The following is a 22,698-nucleotide window of genomic DNA, read 5'->3' as shown; positions in this document are numbered from 1 at the left end:
GCTGGGTCTGTCAAACGAACGGTGTAACTCAGGTTGAGGGAAACTACTTGCGTCCGGCGGCCAGGCGGCCGTCGAAGGCGATCTCGAACGCGTTCAACGCTGGTTTCCAGCGCATGGTCCAGCGTTTCCGGCCGGCGCCGGTCGGGTCCAGGCTCATGATCGCCATGTAGACGCACTTGAGCGCGGCCTGTTCGTTGGGGAAGTGCCCGCGGGCTTTGACGGCGCGGCGGATACGGGCGTTGACGCTCTCGATGGCGTTGGTCGAGCAGATCACCCGGCGGATCTCCGGATCGAACGCCAGGAACGGTACGAACTCGGCCCAGGCGTTGTCCCGCAATCGCATGATGGCCGGATACCGGCTGCCCCACGTGTCGGCGAACTCGGCGAACCGCTCGCGCGCGGCGGCCTCGGTCGGCGCGGTGCAGACCGGTTTGAGTGCCTTGGCGATCGGATCCCAATGCTGGCGGCCCGCGTAGCGGAAACTGTTGCGCAGCAAGTGGACAACACAGGTCTGAGTGATCGTCTGCGGCCAGACCGTGGTGATCGCGTCGGGCAGCCCGGTCAGGCCGTCGCAGACGACCATGAGCACGTCGGCCACGCCACGGTTCTTCAGTTCGGTGAGCACGTGCAGCCAGTACTTGGCTCCTTCACCGCCGTCGCCGGCCCACAAGCCTAAAATATCGCGGCGGCCCTCGCAGGTCACCGCCAACGCGACGTAAATCAGCCGGTTCGCGACCTTGCCGTCCCGGATCTTGGTTCTGGCGCTGATCTTGTGGTCGGGGTGGTCATCGCGGTGCGAGTAGGATCCGTTTGCGGAGGAGGTCGAGTTCGGCTCGGCCGAACATTTGGCGTTTGAGCATTTTGATGCGGTTGACGGCGCCTTCGACGGGGCCGGAGTTGTAGGGCAGTGACAGTCCATTATGGATCGCGTTGTAGTCGTGGCGGAGGTTGCGGGCGAAGGAGGCCAGCGCCGGCAGACGGTCTTGCTCGACCGCGGTGATCCATGGTTTGAGCTGGTAGCCGCGGAGCTTGGTCATCATCGTCGCGAACTCGCGGACGTATGTCGCTAGCTGATCCAGTTCTGGTGATCGTGTTGTGATGGCCGTCAGAGCGGTGGTGTCGTCTGTGTCGAGGTGGTCGGGGTGCGTCATGATCCAGCTGGTGACTTCCCGGACTGAGGGCGGTTTCGGGCCGCGCTGGGCCATGAAACCCCGTCCATGGCGGAACCGCCGCAGGTAGCGTTGCACGGCCAGTTCGCCACCGGGGTAGCCGAGCTTGGTGATCTCGCGATAGAGCTGGGTGGCGTTGCGTTCACCCTCGTGCCAGCGGCGGTGCAGGTATTCGACGTAGTCGTCGACGAGGTGGGCTCGCTGTTCGGTCTTGGCGATCAGGTCATCGACTGAACCGGCCGTGACGAGCTTGCGCACCGTTGCCGGGTGCAGGCCGAGTTCGCGGCCGATGGCCGCTTTCGACCACCCTCGCGCAAAGAGCTCGGATGCCGCGGTGTACTGATGCCGGAACCGGGTAACGATCTTCTTCTCCGGCAGGGATTGCACGATCGACGGCGCGGCAGAGACAGGAGCGGCCGGTGATGGCGCTGGCGCGGCCAGGCTGGCGCGGTAGGTGTTCACGGTTCGTTCCACGGCCTGACCCAGGTTCTGCCACAGGTGAAAACGGTCGGCAACCTGGATCGCGTCCGTGGCACCGGTGCGTGCGCCCTCGGCATAGCCGCCAGCGCGATCCCGGCAGATGACCTCGACCCCGGGATGGGTACGTAGCCAGGTCGCCAACGCCGAGCCCTCGCGCCCGTCGAGCACGTCAACCGGCGCATGGGTCTGGAGATCGATCAGGATCGTGCCGTATCGGCGACCGCGGCGGAACGCGAAGTCGTCCACCCCGAGAACCGGTAAGCGCCCTATGGGCTTCTCCGGCAATGCTCTGACCACACGAAGGAGAGTGTCCCGGCCCACCGTAATCCCCAGCGCGGTCGCGAGCCTGGCGCCCGCCCGCCCGGCCATGGCCAGCCCGATGTGGCTGAGCATGTCGCGCAGCAACGGGGTATAGCGAGAGTGCGGCCGTGTCAGTCCCGCTACTTGCTCGGCGAAGGTCACCGCTGCGCATTCGTCGTTGACACAACGGAATCGGCGCACCGTCAACTCGATGACGACCCGCACGCCGGCTGTCGGTGCATCAGAGAGACGGCGCAGGTAACAGCCGTGGATCACGGTGGACGCAACCCCGCACCGCCCGCAGACCCCGCTCTTCCGACGCACCCGGGCAGCGAGTTTCACCACGTCCGCTGAGCGTTCGACACTGTCAACCACCAGTCGGGATAGATGCGGCCACAACACCTTCTGATAGTCCACAATGCACAGAAATCATGATCTCCCAAGCTGTCCAGCAGATCACGGCGACACGCTTCACAAGATCAGCGCCAGAACCCGGATCTTGACGTGGATCGCGTCAAGGAACACGGCCACGTATACCGCGTCGAGCGGCCGGCTGGCCCAGTCCTGCATCTCGGCGACAACCTTGTCGGTGATCCGCGAGATCGTCTCTTTGCTGACCGAAGTTCCGTAGATCTCGGCAAAATGTGCCGAGATCTCCCCGGTCGTCATTCCCTTCGCATACAACGACAACACGATCTCATCCACCTCGGCAAGCCGACGCTGCCGCTTCTTCACGATCTGCGGCTCGAACGTGCTCTCCCGATCCCGCGGCACGGTGATCCCGACCTCACCCGCAGCGTCCGAGATCACCGTTTTCGGCCGGGTGCCGTTCCGCACGTTCGTTGACCCACGATCCGGGTCGGCCTGGTTCTTCTCGTGCCCGAGATGCTCGGCCATCTCCTCGTTGAGCGCAGTTTCCAGCACGTTTTTGGTAAACAGTTTCAGCAACCCGTCCGGGCCGGTCAGCGCCAGCCCGCAGGGCCTTGGCCTCGGCCACCATCGCCGCCGCGGCGGCCTGCTCCGGCGACAGCTCCCCCGCCGGCTTGGACTCACGCTTACGTGGACTCACAAGGTCCGATGTCATCACTCACAGTGCCCATCCCGCCGGACCCCAGCCCGGCGTGTCGGGCCGGAAACACCGATCCTGGAACAGTCCCGGCGACGACTTCGGCAAAGTGACGCCGACGAGCTCGGCAGAAGGCTCGACGACGCCTTCGAATCTGCTGTTCGTACAACAAGCTGAGGAGAACCGCAACCGACTCTTGTGATCGACCACCGAGCGGCGGGCGCGATGCCGGTTGGCCAGCATCAGCTCTGTCGCCTGCTTCCGAAGGTCGGCCCGGCCTGGTGGCGCTACTACTGAGCATGGTGTGGGGTCACGCGATCGTGGACAGGTGAGCGGCGGGGCGGGGGTTCGGGGTTACGGTCGTGGGTGTGTGTGGCATGAGCAAGCAGCCGGGGCCGCGGTGGCGGCGTGCTGGGTGGTGGGAGGATCCGCCGGGTGATCTGGAGGATCCGTATCACCCGTTGCCGGGTGACGGGCCGGAACCGGCGGGGTTGACCGCCGAGGAGCGGGACCGCCGGAATCGGTGGGTCGCGGCTCAGGCGCGGCGGTCACCGCCTTCGCCGGGGCGAGGCCGGGATCCGGTGAACGAGGTGATCAACCGTCTGGACGAACGACGGACCTGATTTCACCCGTGCGCTGGGTGCGGGGTGGGGACGGTGCCCTCGGGTATGTCGTGGCCGTAAAGTTTCCACGCGTCGATGTCCCATTCCAGGTCATAGCTTAGGTCCCCGCGTAGCACCCACGGGCGGCGCCGGGCACCGTCGTGGTCCTCGGCGACCTGGACTGGGGTGTCCTCTTCGGTGAGCAGTTCCCACCGGCGCACACCCCGCTCCGGTTCGATCTCCCGGCTGCACACGAACGCGTCCAACTGAAACCCGTATGGCCAGGCCCGGTAGCCGCGGACCCAGACGTCCGGGACCTCGTCCACCCGCATCAGCAGGTAACCACGGCGGCTTTCCCACTCCAGCTCGGCACCCGGCACGTCCCGCTGCCCGGGGTCGTCAGGGAGCGGGAACAGCGCGCCGGCCGGGCCGTCGCCCGGAAACCAGCCCAGCAGCACTCCCTCACGCTGGCATTGCAACTGCGCGAGCCGTTCGGAGAACCCTGGCCACAGCTGGTCGAAGGTTCGGTCAGCTCCAGCCGGTTCATCGTGAAGTCCTTGCTCCACGCCGGGGTGTCGGGATCCGGTTCGATGGTTTTCACGACCAGCGACGGTAGGCGCTGCCGTTCGCCGCCACGATCGAGCGACATCAAGTGCCCGGGAAGGGTCAGAACAGGGTGTCCCGGATCCGCAAGGGCCGGTGGCCTAGTTGGGCGAGTTCTCCGTCGATGTCGATCTCGATGACGCCGAGAAAGTTAATGTTCTAGGAGTGCGCCGGGAGATGCGGGCCAGGACCTCCTCGTCGATGCGCCCGGCCGCGCATCGACTCGCCAGCCAGGCTGTATTACTCCGGGGTCCAGGCGATGACCGCGTTGGTCGCCAGGGTCAGGCACCACGCTTGCTCGGTCTGCTGGTCGAGGGATTCCGCAGGCACATTGCGCCATGGCTACGACTTCCGTTGACCTTTTCTGCAAACTCTCTGTTACATGCGCGGCCCTTGAAGCGACATTATGATCAGCAGTCGACTGGGGCGGAGGGCAAGTACAGCGTGACCACGGGTGAACAGCAGGTCGATCGGCGCGTCGTCATCAGCGACATGCCCACGCCCGCCGACTCGACTCCGTCGGTGGCCTTGGACGGGCCTCCGGTCCCCCCGATGGCGCGCATCATGTCGTACTCGCCTGACGACTGGGAAGAGTTCATCCGCGAGTGGGCCACTGCTCTGGAGGAGGACTACTTCCAGATCAAGCGCCTCGGCGGAGCGGGCGACAAAGGTGCGGACATCGCCGCGTTCAAGACCCCCCAGCAGTTCGAGGGGCCATGGGACTGCTTCCAGGCCAAGCACTACGACAAGCCGCTCAGCTTCGGTGACGCCGCGAAGGAGATCCTCAAGGTCTTCGTGTCCACCTTGGAGGGGGCATACACCCTTCCCCGCAGCTACCAATTCCTGGCGCCGAGAGGGCTGTCCACTCAGCTCAACATGCTGGTCAGCAAGCCAACCACCCTGCGCGCAAAGTTCTTGGACCGGCTCGTCGACGGCGACGCTCTGGTGAAAGGGCTGGACAAAGACGCAATCGAAGCCGTACGGACATTGGTGGCAGGCACCGCCTTCAGCATGTTCAGGTCGGTGGAGGTGCAAGATGCGCTGACCACACACTCCCGGACCAGATGGCATGCCTCCCGGTTCGGCACGTCGCTTCCCGACCGCAGTAACAGCGAGAGCCCGCCGGAGGACTACTCGCCGGACGAGACACGCTACCTGCAGCAGCTTCTGGCGGTATACGCCGAACGCCACCCAGGCACGATCACCACCTTGGACTCCGTGGCCGCCGTCCCGAAGATGGCCAAGAACCTGCAGCGCCAACGGGTGCGGTTCTTCAAAGCCGAGTCGCTCAAGGCCTACTCCGCCGGAGCAGTGCCGCCGGGCACCTTCGAGAAGCTCCAAGAGGACATCCACGCAGGGGTGATCGACGTCGCCGATGCCGACCACCCGGACGGCTTCGCGAAGCTGAACCAGGTGATGATGCACGTGGGCAGCCTCGACCTCAGCCGGCACAAACTCATCAACGTGACCGAAATCGAAGACCGCCAAGGCGTCTGCCACCAACTGTCCAACGATGACCGACTGACCTGGGTGGACGAGACATGAGAAGCCCCCTCAACGGTCCGCTCGAATACGGGCTCCGCGTCCTCGTGATGCTGACCGAGGCCTATCCGCAGCAGCTGGACATCAACCACCTGGTCCTGCTCGACCACACCGTGCTCCATACCGCCGAAATCGGAGGGCCACCCTCCATCCATCCTGACCATCCCCTGCACGCCGGTGAGCTCGGCGTCCGGCGGGCCAACGTCGAAGAAGGGCTACGAGTCATGCTGCGCTCCGGGCTCATCGACATGCAGGCGCCGAGCACCGGCATCCGATACCAAGCCGGCGAGGAGGCATACAGCTTCGTCAGCGGACTCGCCTCCAGCTACATCGCCGAACTGCGCAGCCGCTCCCGGTGGGTGGTCGAGCGGTTCGCGACAATGTCCGACGAGCAGATCAGACAGCAGACTACGGTGATCTTCCGCAGACGCCCCGCTGACGCAGGCACCACCAGCAGCGAGAGGCAGGAAGACCCATGGAACGGCTGAGGCTGCTGCACCTGACCTTCATAGGCCCGTCGGTCGACCCCGCCACCGTGGAATTCGGACCCAAACTCACCCTCGTCCGCGGACCGTCAGACACGGGGAAGTCCCACATCGCCGACTCCCTCGACTTCATGCTCGGCGGCTCGAAACTCGAGGAACTCCCCGAACACGACGGCTACGACCAAGTGCTGCTCGGCGTACAGCTGCCTGACGGGGAGCCGGTGACACTGGCCCGAAGTCCACACGGTGGCCAGTTCAGCCTCTTCCAAGGGGATCACCGCGCCTACCCGCTGCCCGTCGATCGCAAGTCGTTATCGGCGAAACACAGTGCCAAGAGCACCGAGAACCTCTCGCGCTATCTCCTGGGCAAACTTTGCCTCGATGAAAAGGTCATTCGCAAGGACGGAAACGGGAACACCGTCTCGTTCACCATTCGAGCCCTGGCCCCACTGTTCCTCGTGAACGAAATCAAAATCCAGGCCAAGACCTCACCGATCTCGACGGGGCAGCGCACAGACGAGACCAAAGAAATCTCAGCCTTTCGCCTGCTGTTGCAGGGCGAGGACGACTCCTCGATCACGCCAGGCGAATCGGAGAAAGACCAGCGCAGGTCCAAGGCAGCCAAGAGCGAAGTCATCGACACGTTGATATCCGAGCTACGCGAACAACTCCACAGCAACGAGACACTTCAACAGATCAACGAACAACTCCAGCGCCTACAAGGGACGATTGCCAGATCGACAGCGAGCATCGAGCAGGCCGCCGAAGCGAGGCAGCAGTGGGGGCACGCCCTGTCCGACAACGAGCGGCTTGCCACCGCCGCACGGCGAAGCCTGACCGAACTGGAGACCCTCGAGGCGCGCTTCACACTCCTGCACAAGCAGTACACCTCTGACCTAGACCGGCTGGACGCCGTCGCTGAAGCCGGGACACTGCTCGGCTACTTCAGCCCAGGACGTTGTGTGTTCTGCGGCGCCGACCCCGAACACCAGCACCTCAACGAGGACTGCGCCGACGACACAACTGCGCTCGCCGAATCCGTACGCGAAGAACAGCGCAAGACGACCGCACTCCGCGGTGACCTGGTCGAAGCCATCGCCGGCCTGCGCGCCGAACGCGACGAGAAGGTTCAGAGGCTCCAGGCCTTCACCGACCAAGCAGCCCAGGCACGGACAGAGATCGCGCGGCTGGATAGCCTGCTCAATCCCCAGGAAACCGAGCTCAGCGACCTGCTCGCTAAATCATCTCAACTGGAACGCGACGCCGACGCCATCAACCGCATTCAGCGCCTCGAAAGACTCCGCACCGAGATCCACGAGGAGCCGAAGCCAGACAAAATGGAGCGGACAGCGGGTCTGCAACGCACCGCGGTCGCCAACCTCTCCCGCATGATCGCAGCCAGGCTAAGGGCCTGGGGCTACCAGGAAGCCGAAACCACCAGCTACAACTTCGACAAACAAGACATCATATCCGGCAACCAGCTGCGCTCCGCCCACGGCAAAGGTGTCCGGGCCATCCTGCACGCCGCCTTCACCATCTCGCTCGCCCAGTACTGCTTCGACAACGACCTCCCCCACCCCGGCTTCGTCATACTCGACTCCCCACTGGTCGTCTACCGGCCACCGGACCCGAACGACGAACCCGACAACAGCGGCGACATCCTCGACACCACCAGCCTCTCAGCCCTGTTCTTCGCCGATATCCAGACAAACTTCTCCGGCCAAATCATCATCCTGGAGAACCAGAACCCGCCGAACCACCTGGAGTCCGGGACACGGGACATCTCCTTCACCAAAAACGCAGACCACGGGCGCTACGGCTTGTTCCCCCGGACGGGCACCGTCAGCCCAGAAGAAACAAGCGGCAAAACAGCCCTGTAAAGCACATTCACGCCAGCAGGATCCGCGCTGCGTCGAGCATGGCGGCCGCCCGCTACCCGCGGGCGGCCGAATCTGCCGCATTCGATTCAAGCCAACGGATCACCGACGCACTGGCGTGGATGACCATGATCAACCTGTGGACAGCCGCTCGGTGGCGGTGGACGATCCGCGCCATTCCGATCGGACCAACACGTCAAGATTCTGGAGCGCTCCGCCCCAACGCCCAAGGCTCTGCGTCGGTCGGTGTAGTTGTCGAGCAGCTCCAGCTGACGATGCAAATCACAGGTGTGCCCGGCAGCGCCACACCAGGTGGCGTTGCGGCCGGTTATCGGCCACCGCCACTCCAGGAATATTGCGTCGACATCGGGCGGGCCGATGTCTCAGGTTTAATGCGCGGAGAGGCCCAGTCCGACCTTGGCGTGGTCGCGGTCAGGTTGCAGGAAAAACAGCTGGTGCTCGCGGGAGCGCAGGCCGTCGACCAGCGTGCGGCGATGGCTGCGTCCGCCGTCGGGGTGTCGAGGATTCCGGAGACAAGGAAGCCCCAGAAGCTGTATCCGATCTTCACTTCGTGATCCACCAGCCCTCCATCATCAGGCCGTCGCCGCACACTGGCCCTGGACCGGCTTGATAACCACCGCACTGGCCCGCCTGCACCCCAGCTGACCACCGATCACGCGCTGCAGGATATTGTGGAAAACAAGCTCCTTAACTGCCTGAATTTCGAAAATGGGAGGCATCATGGCTAGGTTGAAGCTCGGCATCTTGTTCGGCGGTTCGGGCGAGGAGCACCTCGTCTCCGTCAAGTCGGCGCGTGAGGTGGCCAAGAGCCTCGATACGGCCAAGTACGAACCGTTCTGGATCGGCATCACCCGCGACGGCGCGTGGAAGCTCTGCGACGGCCCGGATGGGGACTGGGAAAGCGGCGACTGCCGCCCGGTCGTGGTGTCGCCGGACCGGAGCACCCGCGGCTTGCTGGTGCTGGACGAGGGTAAGTACGACTCGATCGGCCTGGATGTCGTGCTGCCCGTGCTGCATGGCAAGTTCGGTGAAGACGGCGCGATGCAAGGCCTGCTGGAACTTTCTGGCATCCCCTATGTCGGCTGCGATATCCCGAGTTCCGCAGTGTGTATGGACAAATCGCTGACCTACACCGTGGTCAGCAACGCCGGAATCGCCACCCCGAAATTCTGGATCGTCAACTCCGACGCGGATGTCGACCCCGACCAGCTCAACTACCCCGTTTTTGTGAAGCCGGCCCGGTCCGGTTCCGCCTTCGGGGTCAGCAAGGTGTCCAGCAAGGAAGAACTGTCCGCAGCGCTGACCGCTGCCCGGGAATACGACGCGAAGGTGCTGATCGAGGAAGCAGTGGTCGGCAGCGAGGTCGGTAGCTCCATCCTGGGTAATGGTTCGGAGTTGCTGATCGGCGAGCTGGACCGGGTGGCGCTCACGCACGGATTCTTCAAGATTCACCAGGAAGCCTCGCCGGAAACCGGCTCCGAGAACTCATCGTTCATTTGCCCCGCTGATATCTCCGACGAGTCGCGCGATCTAGTGAAGGAAACCGCGAAGGCCATTTACCGCGCGCTGGGCTGCCGCGGTCTGGCTCGGGTGGACCTGTTCGTCAAGGAAGACGGCAGTGTAGTGCTCAACGAGGTGAACACCCTGCCGGGTTTGACCTCCTACAGCCGTTACCCGCGGATGATGAAGGCCGCTGGCTTCTCGCTGACCGAGGTGATCGATCGGCTGGTGTCGTTGGCGCTGGCCGAAAAGTGACCATGCACGAGAATTTCACCTTCGTTGACGAGCTGGTCACGGGAATTCGCTGGGACGCTCAGTACGCCACATAGCCGTCCACCGGCAAGCCGGTGGACGGCTATGTGGTCGGCCAACCGGATTGTCGGCACGAAAGCGCTGTGCGCGGCCCTGAACAAGGCGCAGGAACACGCTGTCGAGCTCGGTTTCGGACTGCTGCTGTGGGACGGTTACCGGCCGCAGCGCGCGGTGGACAATTTCGTCCGCTGGGCGCAGGAGCCGGAGGACGGTCGCAAGAAGCAACGACACTACCTGAACATCGACCGCTCCGTGATGTTCGAAAAGGGCCATGTGGCCACCAAATCCGGCCACACCCGGGGCAGCACCGTTGACCTGACGATCTATCACCTGGCTAGCGGTGAGCTCGCCGCCATAGGCGGTGACCACGCCGTGATGGACGAGATTTCCCATCACGGCGCCGCGGGTATCACGACGGAGGAACCCAGAACCGGCAGCGCCTGCGCGACATCATGGAGACCAGCCGCTTCATCGCCTACGACTGCGAATGGCGGCACTACACGTTGCAGGACGAGCCCTATCCCGACACGTATTTCGATTTCCCGATCGAATAGCGAACTCCCTGGGGGGAGCTGATGCAGATCCGACCGGTACGCCCCACCGACGCCGCGGCCGTCAACGGGCTGCTGCACCAGCTGGGCTACCCGCAGGATGACGTCACGGTGACTCGGTGGCGCATCCAGACCTGGACGGAACTACCGACCAGCGCCGCCTATGTCGCCGAGGCCGATGGCAAGTTGCTGGTCAGGTCGCCGTGCACGTGTTCCCGTTCTTCGAGCGCACTGGCAACACAGGTCGGATCGTGGCGCTGGTCGTCGACGAGCAGGCCCGCCGCCGCGGCATCGGTGACCATCTGATGACCGCGGCCGAATCGTTCGCCGCCCGGCACGGGTTGCATCCGGCTGGAGCTTACCAGCGCCGACCGGCGCGATGACGCGCACGCGTTCTTCCGGCGCCGGGGCTACGTCAACCAAGCCGGACGGTCCACCCTGTTCCGCCACAACCTCACCGAGGCCGATCAGCACAGAGACGGGTCGCCCGCGAGCCTGGATCCGGCCCGCTCGCGCGGATAACGTCGTCACTGTGGCAATGACAATCCTGCGCGACGGTCGAGTGATCGATCCGGCAGCTGGCTTCGACGGTATCGCCGATGTGCTGATCACGGGCGACGGGATCGCTGCGGTCGGCCCGGTCCTGCTGGCCAAGCAGAACACCAGCGTCATCGCCGACCGTGCGGTGGGAACTGCTGTATGCGCTGCAACAACGTGGTCGGCAGGGGCAGAAGCTCGATCCGGTCGCGATGCATCAATTGACGGCGATGCTTAACGACCTCGACACGCTGACGAGCACGTCGTATGTCCAGCTGCGCCAGCAGCTCAGCAAGACCAGGAGCGTGCACGCCTTCGCCCGCGTGCTCCCCCAGGTGATCTGCTTGGCATTCGAACAGTCCAGGGTCAACCTCACGGAACGGGCCAGTGGCGGTCTGGTGTGCTGTGTGTAGGAATGCGTTTTCCACGTTATTGGGCGTTATGGAGGTGTACGCGGTACAGGTGGCCATTGGTGTGGGTGGGGGTTTGGTCGTCGTAGTGGGGGGTGGCCGGAACTGCCGTGGCGTAGGACGTCCCAGAGGACTGGATGGTCTTCGGTCAGTTCAGCCACGAAACGCCAGGGGGGGCACCTTCGGTGATGGTGCCGGTCGAGTTCGGGGCCATTAGGGCCTGTTGCGATGGGCTGACCAGGGATGTCCTTGAGTTGCGTTGTCAGCATGGCGTGTCATAGATCGCATAGACCTGCGCGCGGTGGTCGACTCGATCGGCGACGTGCCGGCGTACGTCGTCGGCAGGTACGCCGACGTGCTCGCGTGGAACCCCCTCGCGCACGCGCTGCTCGCGGGCCACCTCGACGCCGACGCCCCGCTGCGCCCCGCCGACCGCCCGAACCTGCAGCGGCTGCTCTTCCTGGACCCGCACACGCGTGAGCTGTACGCGGACTGGGAGAGCCGGGCGCGCACGTCGGTGGCTTGCCTGCGCCTGACCGCGGGCCGGCACCCAAGGGATACCCGGCTGGCCGCGCTGATCGGCGAGCTGACCATGGAAAGCCCCGAGTTCGCCGCGCTGTGGACGGCGCACCCGGTCCACCAGTGCGCGTTCTCTACCGTGCGCTACCGCCACCCCCTCGTCGGGGAACTGACACTCCGGCACGAGGTCATGGACCTACCGGAAGACGACGGGCAGCAACTGTTCCTGACCACCACCGAACCCGGATCGTCCTCACACGCTGCGCTCCGCCTGCTCGGCGGGTTCACCGCCCCTGCCCCGGCCGGCGGGCAGGGCCTTGTTCAGGCCGAGGGGGGCGGGGACGGCGAGCAGGCAGGTCGCGGTGATGATCAGCCCAGTCGCGACCGGTGAAGGGATCAAGGTGACCGGCGTCAGGAGTGTGGACGACCGAGCTGATCGTGATCACGCTTGTGGACCGCTCAGGAGACCGTGGGAGCAGGATGGCAAACTTGCTCGCGCTCGCCAGAGTGAAGGCTCGACGACGAGCTATCCGTCGAAGTTCGCGCGGGCCTCGGTGATCGCGTCGGCGTGCGTGCTCGCCCAGTCCGCGATGACTTTTGATCAGTTCGCCGGCGGGTCGGCCGGCACCGTCCTCCGGGTGGGACCAGCGATATCGTCCCGGGCTTGACTCCGTGTCGGCGCTGCCCGTGACGCCTGGGCGAACTCGGCGACGCCACAGCCCTGCTGGCCCAGCAGTCTAGGCATACACGACTTCAGTTACCGAATCGCCATTCCAGAGGCGATGTGTAGCGTGCGCGCCCTCGACGGCGATAGTTCCGGTGACTAACCCATGGTCACGGCACGCGCTGTCCAGGATTCCACACGAGCTGCCGTCGAGAAGCGCGGAATCCAAAAGGGATGCTCATGGCGCACACGCACGTCTCGCACGCCTGGTCCGATGCGGTTGCGGCCGAACCAAACGACCTCCCGCTGACAGACCCGGTCGCAATGACTGTGGTGATCGTGGTAGCCACCTTTGGACCGACCCATCACCACCGACACAGCGTGGACCATGGCACGGCGTCTCTTCGAGGAAGACCTGGTCGGTGTCCTCGCCCACGGAGCCCGTGCCGGTGTCGCCAGCACCAGCGCGCACAGCCCCATACCCGGCTCTCGAACATGTCGACGAGATGTTCGTTGACGGTTTGACCGCAGCCGAATACACAGCGAGGAAATGGAAACGTGTCAATGGATTGCCGGCACCGTCCTGGCTGCTCGAAATGCGCTCAAGCTGCCCGACTGGACTTGTTCCCGCAACACCAGCTGACAGCCGGCCCGAAGACCTGCATCCAGCGCTCCGGGTAACCCCGAGCCTGCTGCTCCTACGGCGTACCGCGTTCCCGCAGCGCGACGGCGACCAGAACCGTGAGCACACCAGCCGATCCCAACCCGGCCAACGACGCGGCGACGATGACCCGCTCGTACGCCGCCTCGCCAGGGCCGCCACCACCGCCTTATCCGCCGCTGTCGAGTTGAGTGTGGTTGAAGGTGCTTGACAAAGCAGGCCCCGAAAACTGCGATTCGAACCATGATCGATGAGTTCGGGCCGGTGCTGGCGGCGATCGGCCCGCGGTTGCGGGCATTGCGCAAACGCGAGGGGGACACGCTCGCCGCGGCGGCCGAGCGGACGGGGATTTCGGTGAGCACGTTGTCCCGCCTGGAATCCGGAGTGCGGACGCCGACGCTGGCGTTGCTGCTCCCGCTGGCCAGGGCGTACCGCGTGGCGCTCGACGACCTGGTCGACCCGCCGCTCACCGGGGATCCACGCCTGCGTCCCCACCCGATCACCCGGCACGGGATGACGGCCATCCCGCTGACCACCGGCCAGGCGGAGCTGCGGGCGTTCAAGTCCCTGCTCCCGGCCGGGCCGGTGGGGGGCGACCCCGGCTCCCCGTTCGCACCAGGGGTACCACTGACTCTACGTGCTCAGCGGCCGCCTGCGCGTGGTGCTCGGCCGCCCGCGATTTCACGCTGGCAGGCGGGGAAGCGGTCGAGTTCGACACCCGCGTGCCGCACTGGTTCGGCAACGCCGAGCCGAAGGTCGTCGAGTTCCTCAGCGTGCTCAGCACCTCCGGGGAACGGATCCAGCTCAAAGTACGCCCGGAGGACTTCGCCCACCTCGTGAGTGTGCAAAGTCGTTGATCACGCAACAGAATGGGCTGCACCGGTCCTTGGTGATCTGCATGACGTCCCAGGGCAGGTTCCCGCGGCGATGGCCACCGCCGCGGGAACCTGCTAGCTGCTCTGCCGTACCTGAAGGCCAACCTGCGCCGCGCCCCAGCAGACCTACTGCACCGCCTGCTCGATCTGACGCAGCTCACGATCAAAGTCCACTACAGGAACGACCAAGCTACGATCACCGCTCCGCTACCTGCGGATCTGGACTCGATAGCCGCCATCGGCGGCGCTGCTTCGCAGCAGCAATGCCCAGGTCAGGCGCAATGTGCATCCTGCGAGTGCCCCCGGACAGGCTCCACCGGGGTGCACAGCGGGGGACGATTTTTCCGTGGCAAAGGGGCGACTCTTTCGGGTTGCACATCGATCGACGCGAGGCCCCTGGTTATCAGTGCCGTAGCGCCGCTGATCATGCAGCGTCGGAAACCCCTGTCAGCGGATACGTGAGGGCATGCGTTCCGACAACCGCTCGGTGGTACGCCGTCGGGATAGGGTGTAACTCAATCTGGCCACGCACCCAGGGTAATGACCTTGCCGACCAGGGTCGCTATTCGTTTCTTGTCGGTTCTGGAACAAAGGAATCCGCAGCGAGGCGGAGATCTTTATCTATGCTGGGTTTCGGCGCTTGACAGCGTGACTTTCTGGTTGGTAGACAGGTCGTGTTGGTTCTTGACCTAGGGGGAACTGGGTGAAGCATTGTCCACGTCGTCTCTTTCGGGTGGTTGCACTGTAAGGGCAGTTGTCACTTAATTATGGTCCGCGTAGCAACTAATTCTGGGGTTCTGGGGCGACTGCTTAGGTTTACTTCGAAGCACGGGGCGTACTGAGGGTCGCCGTAGTATGCGCATTGAAGCGAACGAAATTCGCTCTAGTGGATCATGCTCTGATGGATCATCATTGGTATTTCTTTAACCGTTGACTGTCGAGGCCGACGTGTTGCATGTTCGGCAGGTCGCTTCGTCGTCGCGGAATCTGAGGTCGAACTTTTATCGCGCGTGTCATAAGCGATGTGACGCGCGATGTTTCGGCATGACGCGATTAGGCGGACGCCACCCACCGTTGAATTTTGTAATTATGAACTGACATGAGCGGAGTTATATGAGACTGCACAGATGGCGGCGACCCGTGTTAGCTGCGACAGTCGTGATGGCGTTGCTTGCTGGCTCGGTACCAGCGAACGCCGAGACCGCGGGTACGATTCAGGGGGAGAGATCCAGGCTCCTGACCTACATGATCACCGATCCGGTGTTAGTGAACAACCCGGCCAAGGTGACCGAGGTGCTCAAGCGAGACGGTGACCTGGATGCACTCGGCTTGAAACCTGACACTGACGACGTCGACAGGTCGAGCAAGCGAACGGCGGCGACCGAGGATCCCGGGTACATCGTGGACAGCGCCGAATTCGACCGTGGCGCCAAGCCGGTGAACCCTTACCGGTACATCGAATACCCGGAGTGTCGGGCGAACGACGACGCGGCACGGACGATCGGCTGGATCAAGAACAGGTTCTCGTACTGCCAGAAGTTCCTGTTCCCGATCTCGTACTATGATGTCACCACCGGGATCACCAGCACGGCGACCATTCAGAACACGATCATCGGGTACGGGAAGATAGGTCCGTACCCCGGGGTGGCCACTCGCCGGTTCGCGGACTTCCGCTTCACCGCCGAGGTTCTCGAGCCCAACGGGATCTTCCTCGACCCTCGCAGCGAGATGGAAATCGCCGTCAAATGCGCCGGCGAGTACCGGGGCGATATCGGCCTCGACGATTCCCGAGCCTGCTACCCGAATCCTGGACTTGAGCGGCACGACAAGAGCTTCATCGGATGGGGCCTGGACCCGAAAGCCCACTACGAACTCTTCTCCGAAGGGCAGGCGCCCAGCCCGCAGTACGGGGAACAGATCGCGCAAGGGGTATTCCACTTCGAGTACGACTTCGACTTCCCCGGCCCGAACAGCGACCCGACAAAGAAGAGTGCCGAGGGCGGGCTGCGCTTCGACAGCGCCGACTACACGTGGGACAAGCAGGGCAGCGTCTTCGACCGCGCCGTGCCCGGCATCGGCTACTCGAAGAGCGATCCCAAGGTGGCCCGTCACGCCAAGTTCGTCGACGAGTCGCGCGCCAACCCCGCGGCCTCCTGGTCTCCGAAGCCGGGCAAGAGACTGCTCGGCGGCTCGCCGCTGCATGCCGACTCGCTGCACCGCGTGGCCAGGGCGAAGGGGCACGACATCGTGCTCGACCGTAACCGGGCGACAGCACGAGCTGCCTGTGGCCGTCCGGGGATGCCCGCCCCGCTGCCCGAGGAAGGCCCGGACTTCGACTGTGACGAGTACGCTTACGCCGCCACCTACGAGGGTGCCGCTGGGTGGCGCGACCCAGGCGGCGTCTTCGACCCGAACAAGTACCGGGACGACTTCGCCGTGCGCTATGTGAACAGACAGCATAATTCGGAAGCCGGCAATCGCCTGAACTCCTTCTACCAAACCCACCGACTCCTCGACGTGGATCGCCTGATTCCGCCGTGGAACCAGGTACTGGACCCGAACGACCAAGAACGCTTCTGGGTTCCGATCACACCCTAGAATCGGCACGTGGATACCTGACCAGGTGGGGTGCGTCCGGAGGTACTCCGGACGCACCCCACCGCTGAAATCAGACGTACAACGAGGAGAGGATGGGTATTCGTGACCGCACCGGTGAACCAGCTCTGGCAGCAGATCCTGGACTTGCTGCAGGAACACGCCCCGGCCACCGCACGCGAGATCCGCCCTCCCGCTCCCGCGGACGATCTCCTCAGCCTGCAGGACATAGTCGGACTTCCCCTGCCAGAGGACCTCGTCGCCTGGTGGGCACTCATGGACGGCATCGTCGATCGGCACGATCAACGAGCCGGGAAGCTGGTGCCGGACGCCTTCGTACCCCTCGCAGTAACGCGTGCTCGCGAGGAATACGAGCGGCTTTTCGAGTCAACCGCCACCGATCCGACCTGCTGTGGCCCTGACCAGGTACATCAACACCCAGCAGGCGATGACGGAAACCCGTTCTGCTCAGCGCTGGTCCCTATCTGCCGCGATACCACCGGAGCCACACTGTGCGTTGACCTGCGCAGCGGCGACAACCACGGCATGATCATGACAGTGGCGCCCGGCGACGGCTTCAGCCCGACCCACTGGGGCAGCGTCACCGAGATGCTCACCGAGATCGCCGAACGACTCGAGGCCTACGCCCACCAAGCCGAACTTCCCTACGGGGAACAACATCCAGCGGTCAATGACGAGGGGATGCTGCAATGGCCATAAGGGTCACCGTCAACGCCCGCCGGTGACCAGCCCGTCTCCCGGTGGTGACGTGTCAGCGGTGCTCCCGAAGAAACTTCGGGGCTTGACGGTCCGTATGACCCTGTTGGACCACCTGTGGTAGCAGCGTGGCTGCTCGGGTGCTCAACGTTCGGACCCGGCACACGGGCCCATCGCCGGTGGGCCGGAATCGCGTCAACACAGGGACCCTGCTGTGTGCGGTACTGCACCTCGTCGATCATGGTTACGAATTTGCTGGCGGGAGCGACGGTGCGGATCCCGCCGCGCTCCACCAAAGAGATCCCGGCCTCGGCGGCGCTGTCGAGGTGCTCGACCGCGGCCTTCACGATCGCGGCGAGAGTGCTCTCGACATCGGTCTCGGCCTGCAGGATGCGCGCGACCCCGCCCAACGCCTCGCTCAGGACGGGTTCGAGTTCCCCGCCGAGGATGTCGAGCTGTTCTTCGGCGGTCCGGGCGGCGGCCTGCGCGTTTGTTCATAAGGATGAGTGGATTGCCATCACCTACGTCCCACCGCCCCGGGTTAGTACAGACCCACGTCCGCTTCTGCCGATGAGCGGGCGTTGGTGGTTCGTCCAGAGAGCTTTCGGCCGTTGGATGCCCGGGCCCGAAGACCGGTTCGTGACGGGCTCATGCGCTGGTCTTCGTTTCGGCTTCCCCGCAGGCAGAGGCGTGATCAGTGTCTCCGGCTGGAGAGCCTGGTATGCCTCCCGGACGCCGGTCTGCTCGTTAGGATCGGATGATCGCTGAGGGGGTGATCGCGTGTTCGAGCTTTATCTGACCGACTACCAGTACTTCGCGTTGTTCGAAGGCGGACGTGGCATGGCCGATGTCGGTAATGCCGTGGGCCTGTACCGCAGTATCGGCTCTCACGACGAGCAGAGGTATGTCGGGCACGGTGTGTGGACGCCGAGCGATGGCCTGTCGAAAACCTACGAACGGAACTCCTACGACGACTACCGCGAGGTGAGCGCCGCGGAGCTGGGGAGGCTCAGGCGACTGGCCGATGATCGCGGGCCTGTGAAGCATGAGCGGCGGGACGGGTTCGAAGGCGGTGGCTTCGCGGTGTTCCGGCATGAGGCCGACATGGTCGACCTGCGCTCCGCGTACGCCGTGGTCGACGAGTTGCTGCCGGAACACCGGTACGCGTTGCCGCTGGCGCCCTTCGAACAGGACCAGCTCGCGAGCATCGTCGCTCTGCTGGCGGCACACCGACGTGCTCGGGCGACTGCAACCCGGCTGGTGGGTGATAGAGGTCGGCGAGCGGCACTTCCATCGCACACTCAACGTCGCTGCGATCACACGAAATCCACTCCCGGACGTCATGGGCGATGACGACTGACAGCATCAACCACCCATGCCGCTGTGCGCGCAGCCCGAAACGTGCCCACGCCGGTTACCCGCTGATCGAATCGTCGCTTCAGCGATGTGCTTCCAGGCCAGCGGTGGCGTACTCGTCCTGGCCCGGCGCTGCGGTGCCTCCGAGCGCCCGCAACCCGGCATTGATGGCCATCTCCGACGGCGGAACCAGTTGGTATGGCGGATCTTCCATGTCATTCGTGCAGGTGAAGGAGGGGGTCGAAGAACAGCTCTTCGTCTGTCCATCCCACGGTAGCCTGCAATCCGGCACTGCCGAAGAACTCTGTGGACGTAGAGCACCTGCCTACCCTGTGACAGGCGCTGTGCCCAGCGAACCAGTCCTCTGGTCGACTCGTAAATGCCTTCGACAACCTCGTCATCGCCAGGATCATTCAACATGCGCTCAGACAGCCGCCGGGTGACCGGCATCAGCCGCAGACCACCGACCGGAAGAGCGATCTGACGGGCGCCAGGTGGCATATCCGATTCAGCCAGGAGAGCCCCACCCAAGATCAACGCGTTGACAGTGCTTGCCACCGGACCATCCTGGCGCAATTTCGTACCCGAGGTCAGACCCACCTCACGAGCTTGACCGGTGTGGCGAACAGCGCCAGTACGCCAGCGTCCGCGGAGTGATTGTTGATCGTCGCCAACAGCGGGTGTTGGTCTCGCTGGCGCGGGCTGCCGCTGCTACGCCGGCGAAGCGTGAACTGGGTTGGGCGTGCATGCCGTGGCCAGGACACGTCTCAATCCGTCGAAGGTGGCCAGGACTCGTTGCGCCTCTTCTTGCATCGACTGCATCGCGAGGTCATCGTCGGCGTTGACGGTGAGCGCCTTCTGCCACAGCGCTTGTTCGGCCATACGCCATGCCGGTTTGTCGGTGACCTCGACGTTCACGAATCCAGCGCGCGGTAGTTGCTTGAGCAGATCCAGTTGCCGCATTCGCGGTGACAACCGCTCGTCGGTGTCGTCCAGGGCTTCCCAGCAGGTGACGACGATGCGTCCGCCGGGGAGGAGAACTCGCCGGCACTCTCGCAGAGCGTCCAGCTTCGGCTCGGCGAACTGGATGGAGTCGACGATGAGCACGGCGTCAACCGACGCCGTGCGGAGTCCTGTGCGGGTCAGCTCACCCACCCGGAAGTCGGCTTGATCCGCCAGCTCCAGTGTCTGTGCTCGACGCTGAGCCTGCTCGATGGCGACCGCCGAAAAGTCCACGCCGACAACCCGGGAACCGCTGCGCCGCGCGATCTCCAGCCCATACCCTCCCCGACCGCACGCCAGATCCAGCAAAACTTGCCCACCACGCAGGCCAAGCGCCGTCACAACCTCATCGAGCCCGGCTCCGCTCAGCAGACTGGTGGATTGCAGGTCCGGCGGAAGGCCAAGCATGCGCTGCACAAGTTCATCGGCAACCGGCGACTCGACGCGATCCGCATACCAGCGGTCGAACTCCGCAGCACTTCTCGTCACCTTACGACCATCTCACATCTTCCACGCCCCGCAGTGCACCGAACTTGCCTCATCGCCTGGGCGCCGGATCGCTGCCCGCTCTGAGCGCGCAGGTTGCTCGCAACGCCCTCTCATGCCGCTGAGCAGGCACTCGGCGACGGGAAACTTACTGCGCGGTGGTGCCACCGTCGATCGGCAGCGCCACGCCGGTGGTGAACGCGGCCTCCTCTCGTTGTTGACCGCGTCGTCCAGCCGACCGAACTCGGCCAAAGCGGCGGCGACCGCTGTGCGTGCCCCGACCACCACGGCGGCACCCTCCGCAACGACCCGGTGCGCCGATATTCTGCATCGTTTGGGTCAGTCGCCTTTGATGTGGCCTTGAGTCAGACTGGCCAGTGCGTGCGCGAGTTTTCCGTGCGCTCGTGTGACCAACGGCCCGTACTGGAACAGCTTCGACTTGATCCCGAGGTCCACGCGCGTCCCGGCGCCCTCCGCGTGGATGACAGCCGGGTAGAAGAAGCCCCAGGTGAAGGCCGTCGGTCGGGACGACAGGATCACGATGCCGCGGGCGGCATCGTGATCCTCGACCGAGTACCCGGTCGGGCAGTGCTGGGTGAGCCAGGTATAGACCATCTCCGGCGGTGCCGTCGTGTGCAGCTTGATTCGCCGAGCGGTCATCGCGATGGTGGCCACCGAACCTTTTCTGGTGAACGCCACCAGCAGCATCACGCCGAGAAGGACGACCATGACCACGACCACGACCGGGAAGAACATGAAGAGATCCACGCCGCAGAGTATGCCCGCATACGTCGCACGGTGAGCGGCTTCCGCGCACATCAACGGTCTGCACAGTGCGGTCACACGATCGCGCGGCGACCGCCGCCGAGCATCCGCTCGTGCCGCTGGTCGCGGCGTGACGGCGCACGTACCTGCCCACGAGCCGAGGGAGCCCACTTTCGGGGTTCACGATGCCAGACAGGTCAGCGCCTCGGCGGCGAGTCGCCGGACCTCGCACCAGCCACTGTCAGCGAACCAGGCCACATCCGAAGCCGCGGCGCCCTGGCAATCCGACACGGCGACGACTGCGGTCACGACCGCGCGGATCACGTCGGCCTCGTCACCGTTGCGGAGGATTGTCCCAACAGACGTGACCGGATCCACCAAATCCCACGGAGTGTCATCCACCAACCAGTGGACAGCGCTCGTGAGATCGGGAAATCGGGTGTCCGGGCCCGCACCGTTTAGCGCAGGACGCTCTGCTGCGAGGACTCCGAGTGCGGCGATCACATCCTCGCGCCGTTCCGGCCATGCGACATCCACAGACCCAATGTTGGCAGGCAACGAATCGTTCCTCCGCTTCTTTTCCAGAACGCAGACGTCCGCTCCTGCCGCCGAGCGCGGCTGGTCTGCCCGAGCACACCTGCCCTGCCGGTAGGACCAGCAAGCAAGCCAAAAGCCAGTGGATCGGCTCCGGACCAGAGCCCGACCAGCGCCTCCACACCGCTGCCCGACCGCGGTCGTCAGCGAGAAACAATGAGGCCAGGACCAGGCATCCCGGTCAGTTCCGGAGCCAGCGGTCGAACCAGGCACGGGTGCGGCGCAGGACGTCGAGTTGGTGGTTACGTTCCCGAATCGAGTGACCCTCTCGCGGGTAGATCACGAATTCGTGCTCGGCGCCGAAATGGCGCAGTGCCCGGTGGAAGTACACGGCTTGGCCGAGGGGGACGTTGGTGTCCTCCGCGCCGTGCAGGATGAGCACCGGGGTGCGGACGCGGCTGGCAAAGGAGATCGGGCTGACCGCGTCGTGCGGGTGTGGGCCGATCCCCTCCCACCCGATACTGCCGCTGAGCGCGCCGTCGAGCTGGCCGTGCTCCCCGGTCGCGGCGAGCATCCCCCAGTCGGTGATACCCGCGTTGACCAGCGCGGCGCGAAACCGGTTTGTCTGCCCGATCGCCCACGCGGCCATGAACCCGCCGTGGCTCCCGCCGGCGATGCCCAGCCGATCGGGGTCGGCGATGCCCTCGGCGATGAGCAGGTCGATCCCGGTCAGGATGTCGGACCACTCCTCCCGGCCGACCCTGCCCGCGACGCTGGCCGCGAACTCGTGACCGTGGCCCCGGCCGCCGCGCGGATTGGGCAGGAATACCGCGTATCCAGCGGTGGCCAGCCACTGTGCCCGTGCACCGTGGAACGAGAACAATTGGAGGCGATCGGCGTACCGGTCGTCGGGGCCTCCATGCACGATCGTGACGAGTGGGAACGGGCCGTCCGAGGCGGTTTTCCCGGCTGGCAGTACGAGCAGGCCGTCCAGATCGGGGACTGTTCCAGGATCGGTGTTTTCGGCCCGGCACGCTGGGCTGAGGTCCGGCGGGATGGGCACTGTGAG

Annotated in this window: 21 protein-coding genes and 3 pseudogenes; 16 read left to right on the top strand and 8 right to left on the bottom strand. The window is 64.6% G+C overall.

What is annotated here, in order from left to right; translation table 11 throughout:
- Positions 1–43: 43 nt before the first annotated feature.
- From P3102_RS10690 to P3102_RS10680, 3 genes and pseudogenes are all read right to left on the bottom strand, one after another.
- Positions 44–754, bottom strand: a pseudogene (locus tag P3102_RS10690) (IS256 family transposase); the annotation flags it as partial.
- Between the two features lie 31 nt (positions 755–785).
- Positions 786–2,294, bottom strand: coding sequence for an ISL3 family transposase (locus tag P3102_RS10685; RefSeq protein WP_276368617.1), 1,509 nt, complete (start codon positions 2,292–2,294; stop codon positions 786–788).
- A 147-nt stretch (positions 2,295–2,441) separates the two neighbouring features.
- Positions 2,442–2,924: pseudogene (locus P3102_RS10680) on the bottom strand (transposase); the annotation flags it as partial.
- 468 nt (positions 2,925–3,392) lie between these two features.
- Here P3102_RS10680 and P3102_RS10675 point away from each other — a divergent pair.
- A complete protein-coding gene (locus tag P3102_RS10675) occupies positions 3,393–3,638 on the top strand; it encodes a hypothetical protein (RefSeq protein ID WP_276368615.1) in 246 nt (81 codons plus the stop codon).
- 2 nt (positions 3,639–3,640) lie between these two features.
- On the opposite strand, the gene P3102_RS10670 is transcribed toward P3102_RS10675, so the two are convergent.
- Positions 3,641–4,075, bottom strand: coding sequence for a hypothetical protein (locus tag P3102_RS10670; protein WP_276368613.1), 435 nt, complete (start codon positions 4,073–4,075; stop codon positions 3,641–3,643).
- Between the two features lie 250 nt (positions 4,076–4,325).
- Between P3102_RS10670 and P3102_RS10665 the strand changes: the two genes are divergently transcribed.
- The 15 genes and pseudogenes from P3102_RS10665 (at position 4,326) to P3102_RS10595 (ending at position 18,839) form a co-directional block, all read left to right on the top strand.
- On the top strand, positions 4,326–5,765 hold the full coding sequence (locus P3102_RS10665) for an ABC-three component system protein (protein WP_276368612.1): 1,440 nt from the start codon (positions 4,326–4,328) through the stop codon (positions 5,763–5,765).
- The gene (locus tag P3102_RS10660) at positions 5,762–6,250 is read left to right on the top strand and encodes an ABC-three component system middle component 2 (protein ID WP_276368610.1); all 489 of its coding nucleotides are present in this window, start codon (positions 5,762–5,764) and stop codon (positions 6,248–6,250) included. Before P3102_RS10665 ends, P3102_RS10660 begins: the two co-directional genes overlap by 4 nt.
- Positions 6,238–8,127, top strand: coding sequence for an AAA family ATPase (locus P3102_RS10655; RefSeq protein ID WP_276368609.1), 1,890 nt, complete (start codon positions 6,238–6,240; stop codon positions 8,125–8,127). Before P3102_RS10660 ends, P3102_RS10655 begins: the two co-directional genes overlap by 13 nt.
- 38 nt (positions 8,128–8,165) lie before the next feature.
- Positions 8,166–8,699: a hypothetical protein gene (locus P3102_RS10650; RefSeq protein WP_276368607.1), complete on the top strand. Its 534-nt coding sequence runs from the start codon at positions 8,166–8,168 to the stop codon at positions 8,697–8,699.
- A 166-nt stretch (positions 8,700–8,865) separates the two neighbouring features.
- A complete protein-coding gene (gene vanA, locus P3102_RS10645) occupies positions 8,866–9,900 on the top strand; it encodes a D-alanine--(R)-lactate ligase (RefSeq protein WP_276368606.1) in 1,035 nt (344 codons plus the stop codon).
- A 2-nt stretch (positions 9,901–9,902) separates the two neighbouring features.
- Positions 9,903–10,511 (top strand): annotated as a pseudogene (gene vanX / locus P3102_RS10640) (D-Ala-D-Ala dipeptidase VanX).
- A 116-nt stretch (positions 10,512–10,627) separates the two neighbouring features.
- Positions 10,628–10,891, top strand: a complete 264-nt coding sequence (locus P3102_RS10635; RefSeq protein WP_346660175.1) for a GNAT family N-acetyltransferase — start codon at positions 10,628–10,630, stop codon at positions 10,889–10,891.
- 155 nt (positions 10,892–11,046) lie between these two features.
- Positions 11,047–11,283 carry a hypothetical protein gene (locus tag P3102_RS10630; RefSeq protein WP_276368604.1) on the top strand — a complete coding sequence of 79 codons (237 nt, stop codon included), beginning with the start codon at positions 11,047–11,049 and terminating at the stop codon, positions 11,281–11,283.
- Positions 11,276–11,458, top strand: a complete 183-nt coding sequence (locus P3102_RS10625) for a hypothetical protein (protein WP_276368602.1) — start codon at positions 11,276–11,278, stop codon at positions 11,456–11,458. The genes P3102_RS10630 and P3102_RS10625 overlap by 8 nt, the downstream gene beginning before the upstream one ends.
- Positions 11,459–11,756: 298 nt before the next feature.
- Entirely contained in the window at positions 11,757–12,365 is a 609-nt protein-coding gene (locus P3102_RS10620; RefSeq protein ID WP_276368601.1) for a hypothetical protein, read from the top strand.
- Positions 12,366–13,542: 1,177 nt separating this feature from the next.
- Entirely contained in the window at positions 13,543–14,139 is a 597-nt protein-coding gene (locus tag P3102_RS10615) for a helix-turn-helix transcriptional regulator (RefSeq protein WP_346660174.1), read from the top strand.
- Between the two features lie 1,148 nt (positions 14,140–15,287).
- On the top strand, positions 15,288–16,772 hold the full coding sequence (locus tag P3102_RS10610) for a hypothetical protein (RefSeq protein ID WP_276368599.1): 1,485 nt from the start codon (positions 15,288–15,290) through the stop codon (positions 16,770–16,772).
- Between the two features lie 102 nt (positions 16,773–16,874).
- Positions 16,875–17,489 carry an SMI1/KNR4 family protein gene (locus P3102_RS10605; RefSeq protein ID WP_276368598.1) on the top strand — a complete coding sequence of 205 codons (615 nt, stop codon included), beginning with the start codon at positions 16,875–16,877 and terminating at the stop codon, positions 17,487–17,489.
- Between the two features lie 125 nt (positions 17,490–17,614).
- Positions 17,615–17,986 (top strand): hypothetical protein, encoded by a 372-nt coding sequence (locus P3102_RS10600; RefSeq protein ID WP_276368596.1) that lies wholly within the window; start codon positions 17,615–17,617, stop codon positions 17,984–17,986.
- A gap of 280 nt (positions 17,987–18,266) precedes the next feature.
- Complete coding sequence (locus tag P3102_RS10595) at positions 18,267–18,839, top strand: hypothetical protein (RefSeq protein WP_276368594.1); 573 nt, start codon at positions 18,267–18,269, stop codon at positions 18,837–18,839.
- Between the two features lie 714 nt (positions 18,840–19,553).
- On the opposite strand, the gene P3102_RS10590 is transcribed toward P3102_RS10595, so the two are convergent.
- The 4 genes from P3102_RS10590 to P3102_RS10575 form a co-directional block, all read right to left on the bottom strand.
- On the bottom strand, positions 19,554–20,333 hold the full coding sequence (locus P3102_RS10590) for a class I SAM-dependent methyltransferase (protein ID WP_276368592.1): 780 nt from the start codon (positions 20,331–20,333) through the stop codon (positions 19,554–19,556).
- 336 nt (positions 20,334–20,669) lie between these two features.
- Positions 20,670–21,098 (bottom strand): hypothetical protein, encoded by a 429-nt coding sequence (locus P3102_RS10585; RefSeq protein WP_276368590.1) that lies wholly within the window; start codon positions 21,096–21,098, stop codon positions 20,670–20,672.
- A gap of 177 nt (positions 21,099–21,275) precedes the next feature.
- A complete protein-coding gene (locus P3102_RS10580) occupies positions 21,276–21,632 on the bottom strand; it encodes a hypothetical protein (protein WP_276368589.1) in 357 nt (118 codons plus the stop codon).
- Between the two features lie 238 nt (positions 21,633–21,870).
- The gene (locus tag P3102_RS10575; protein WP_276368587.1) at positions 21,871–22,692 is read right to left on the bottom strand and encodes a prolyl oligopeptidase family serine peptidase; all 822 of its coding nucleotides are present in this window, start codon (positions 22,690–22,692) and stop codon (positions 21,871–21,873) included.
- Between the last annotated feature and the right edge of the window lie 6 nt (positions 22,693–22,698).

Source organism: Amycolatopsis sp. QT-25 (genome assembly GCF_029369745.1).
Classification (GTDB): domain Bacteria; phylum Actinomycetota; class Actinomycetes; order Mycobacteriales; family Pseudonocardiaceae; genus Amycolatopsis.
Note: the sequence above shows the minus strand (reverse complement) of the source record. Positions and strands in the feature narration are given on the sequence as shown.